The sequence below is a fragment of the Streptomyces sp. NPDC059456 genome (assembly GCF_042750055.1).
Lineage (GTDB): Bacteria > Actinomycetota > Actinomycetes > Streptomycetales > Streptomycetaceae > Streptomyces.
The window spans coordinates 1-3,113 of the sequence record NZ_JBHYVA010000856.1; the positions used below are offsets into that span (position 1 = coordinate 1).

General features: G+C 70.1%; 4 protein-coding genes. 2 read left to right on the plus strand and 2 right to left on the minus strand.

What is annotated here, in order from left to right; all coding sequences use genetic code 11:
- The coding region (locus ACFXA3_RS39615; protein ID WP_385195789.1) for a helix-turn-helix domain-containing protein at positions 1-222 on the plus strand (222 nt) is incomplete at its 5' end.
- On the opposite strand, the gene ACFXA3_RS39620 is transcribed toward ACFXA3_RS39615, so the two are convergent.
- Both ACFXA3_RS39620 and ACFXA3_RS39625 read right to left on the minus strand, forming a co-directional pair.
- Complete coding sequence (locus ACFXA3_RS39620) at positions 180-1,025, minus strand: tyrosinase family protein (protein WP_385195792.1); 846 nt, start codon at positions 1,023-1,025, stop codon at positions 180-182. The two genes, ACFXA3_RS39615 and ACFXA3_RS39620, sit on opposite strands and share 43 nt — an antisense overlap.
- A complete protein-coding gene (locus ACFXA3_RS39625; protein ID WP_385195794.1) occupies positions 1,022-1,426 on the minus strand; it encodes a tyrosinase family oxidase copper chaperone in 405 nt (134 codons plus the stop codon). The genes ACFXA3_RS39620 and ACFXA3_RS39625 overlap by 4 nt, the downstream gene beginning before the upstream one ends.
- Positions 1,427-1,699: 273 nt before the next feature.
- Here ACFXA3_RS39625 and ACFXA3_RS39630 point away from each other — a divergent pair, with 273 nt between their 5' ends.
- Complete coding sequence (locus tag ACFXA3_RS39630; protein ID WP_385195797.1) at positions 1,700-3,091, plus strand: glutamate decarboxylase; 1,392 nt, start codon at positions 1,700-1,702, stop codon at positions 3,089-3,091.
- The last annotated feature ends 22 nt before the right edge of the window (positions 3,092-3,113 follow it).

Genomic DNA, 3,113 nt, shown 5'->3' on the forward strand with positions numbered 1-3,113 from the left:
ACCCTGGACCGGGTCGGCGCGCTGCTGAGGGCGGCGCCCGAGGGGCTGACCGCCGCGGGGGCGGCCGAGGCGGCCGGGATATCCCGGATCACGGCCCGCCGCTACCTGGAGCACCTCGTGGACACCGGGCGGGCGGACCGCACCCCCCGCTACGGCCAGGTCGGGCGCCCCGAACTGCACTACCGCTGGCTTGCCGCCGCCGGCTCGGTGTCGAAGGTGTAGAACTTGCGGTGGTCCAGCATGTCGGCCGGGGTCACGTCGTTCCACGGCCGCATGGTGTCGTGCAGGTCGACGACGTTGGCGGTGCCGGCGGCCGGCAGGTACGTCGACTTCGGGTTGCGGGCCTGCCACTCGGCCCACAGCTTGTCGACGTAGGCGTGGTGCATCCAGAACACCGGGTCGTTGGGGGAGACTCCGGTGGCCATCTGGCCGCCGACCCAGACGTGCACCCGGTTGTGGAGGTTGGCGCCGCGCCAGCCCTCCAGGTGGTTGCGGAAGCCGTTCGAGGAGCTGTTCCACGGGGCCATGTCGTACACCGGCATGTTGAGCACGGCGTCCACCTCGGCCTTCGTCGGCAGCTCGGCCACCCCGGCGCCGAGCGCGCGGCGCAGGTACGCGCGCCCGTCCACCCGTACGTTCACGTTGAACTTCCCGGTGGCGTACGCGAACGGCCCGTCCATGACCTGCCCGTCGCGGGCCCGGCCGGTGCCGCCGAGGAAGTCGGCGGCCCAGAGGGAGGAGCGGGAGGTGCGGTCCGTGGTCCAGTCCCAGTACGGGAGCGTGACCTTCGCGTCCACTTTCTGCAGCTCGGCCTCGAACTCCAGCAGGAAGCGGCGGTGCCAGGGGAGGAAGGAGGGGGAGCGGTGGCCGACGCGGTCACCGGAGTCGGTGTCGTTCATGATGAACCCGTTGTGGGTGGTCACGAACCGGTCGTAGGTGCCCGTCCGCTTCAGTTCGAGCAGGGCGTTCGTGAAGGCGCGCTTCTCTTCGGCGCTGAGGGTGGCCTGGTTCTTGCGGACGGTCATGCCGTGCCTCCCATGGGCGCGAAGGGGGCGAGAGCGGCGCCCTGGAGCTCGCGCACGGCGGCGCGGGCGAGCGAGGCCGGATCGGCGAAGGTCTCGTAGTGGTTGACCACGCTGATCCAGGTGCCGTCGGCGTTGCGCATGACGTGCAGTTCGCGGCCGTCTATCCGGACCGTCGGCAGGGCGTCGTGGCCGCCGCCGTGGTGGCCGCCGTGGTGGCCGCCCCCGGACTCGGCCGGGGTGATCTGTATGCGGCGGCCCTGGTACACCTCGTCGACCGTGCCGGTGGGTATGGAGGCGCGGGAGTCGGTGGCGGCTGCGTGCGCGGTGGCGCCGGCGATGCCGAGGGCGGTGAGTGCGCCGGCGGTGGTGCCCAGGGCCTGCCGGCGGGTGATCTTGTTCATGGCCGAAGAAGTATCAGGCCGGCAGGGGCCGTTGGCCGGTATCCGGACATCAGTGGATAAGTTGCCCGTAGAACGAATTGGTCGATCTTCCCGTCCGAACCGGCTCCAGCGGCCCGGACGGGAAGATCTTCGAGCGAAAGTCTACTCGACAGTAATTTATCCGGCGGCACGCCACCCCTATGGGGGGCATCACACCGTGGAGTCGGCCGGAAGCTCTCGGTGTGCATTGCCGAAAAGCCGGGTTTGTGAAGATCTGTCGCCTACAGTCCGGATATGGCTCTTCATGAGACGAAAGACGTGAACGCCGGTGATGCCGACTCGGACGTGTTCACGTCCGCACTGAGCAGCCAGGTCCTCCCCAAGTACCGGATGCCCGACGACCACTCGCCCACCGAAGTGGTCTACGAACTCCTCAGCAACGAACTGCTCCTCGACGGCAACGCGGCCCAGAACCTCGCCACCTTCTGCACCACCTGGTCCGACGACGGCGTGCACCGCCTGATGAACCAGTGCCTCGACAAGAACATGATCGACAAGGACGAGTACCCGCAGACCGCCGAGATCGAGGCACGCTGCGTCAACATCCTCGCCGACCTGTGGAACGCACCCCCCGGCGGCGCGGCCACCGGCTGCTCCACCACCGGATCCAGCGAGGCCGCCATGCTCGGCGGACTGGCCCTCAAATTCCGCTGGCGCTCCCGCCGACAGGCCCAGGGCCTCCCCGTCGACCGGCCCAACCTGGTGTGCGGGCCGGTCCAGGTCTGCTGGGAGAAGTTCGCCCGCTACTTCGACGTCGAACTGCGCCAGGTCCCGGTCGAGGCCGACGCCACCGGTCTGCGGCCCCACCAGCTCGCCCAGCACGTCGACGAGAACACCATCGGCGTCGTCGCCATCCTCGGCGTCACCTACACCTGCGACTACGAACCCGTCGCCGAGATCTCCGCCGAACTCGACCGCATCCAGGCCGAACACGGCTGGGACATCCCGATCCACGTCGACGGGGCCAGCGGCGGCTTCATCGCGCCCTTCCTCCACCCCGACGTGGTGTGGGACTTCCGGCTGCCGCGCGTCGCCTCCGTCAACACCTCCGGGCACAAGTACGGGCTCGCCCCCCTCGGCGTCGGCTGGATCGTGTGGCGCACCGCCGACCTGCTGCCCCGCGACCTCGTCTTCGACGTGGACTACCTCGGCGGCGACATGCCGACGTTCGCCCTCAACTTCTCCCGCCCCGGCGGCGAGGTCATCGCCCAGTACTACCTGTTCCTGCGGCTCGGACGGGCCGGCTACCGGAGCGTCCACGAGGCCTGCGTCGCCACCGCTCAGTACCTGGCGGGGGAGATCGCCGCCATGGGCCCGTTCACCCTGCTCTACGACGGACTCGGCGGCCTGCCCGCCGTCTCCTACCGGCTCACCGACCCGGAGGGGTCCGCCTTCAGCCTGTACGACCTCTCCGACCGGCTGCGGATGCGCGGCTGGCAGGTGCCCTCGTACCCGCTGCCCGCCGACCGCGACGACACCGTCATCCAGCGCGTGCTGATCCGGCACGGGGTGACCCGCGACCAGATCGCCCTGCTCGTCGACGACCTGCGCCACGCGGTGGACCACCTCACCGCCACGCCCCCGCCGACTTCGGCGACGGAACCCCGCTCGGGCTTCCACCACTGACGGCCACGCGCCCGCCCCGGCC

Bases quoted from the DNA above. Each gene is read 5' to 3' on its own strand.
- ACFXA3_RS39620 (WP_385195792.1), bottom strand. From the start codon at position 1,025: ATGACCGTCCGCAAGAACCAGGCCACCCTCAGCGCCGAAGAGAAGCGC.
- ACFXA3_RS39625 (WP_385195794.1), bottom strand. From the start codon at position 1,426: ATGAACAAGATCACCCGCCGGCAGGCCCTGGGCACCACCGCCGGCGCA.
- ACFXA3_RS39630 (WP_385195797.1), top strand. From the start codon at position 1,700: ATGGCTCTTCATGAGACGAAAGACGTGAACGCCGGTGATGCCGACTCG.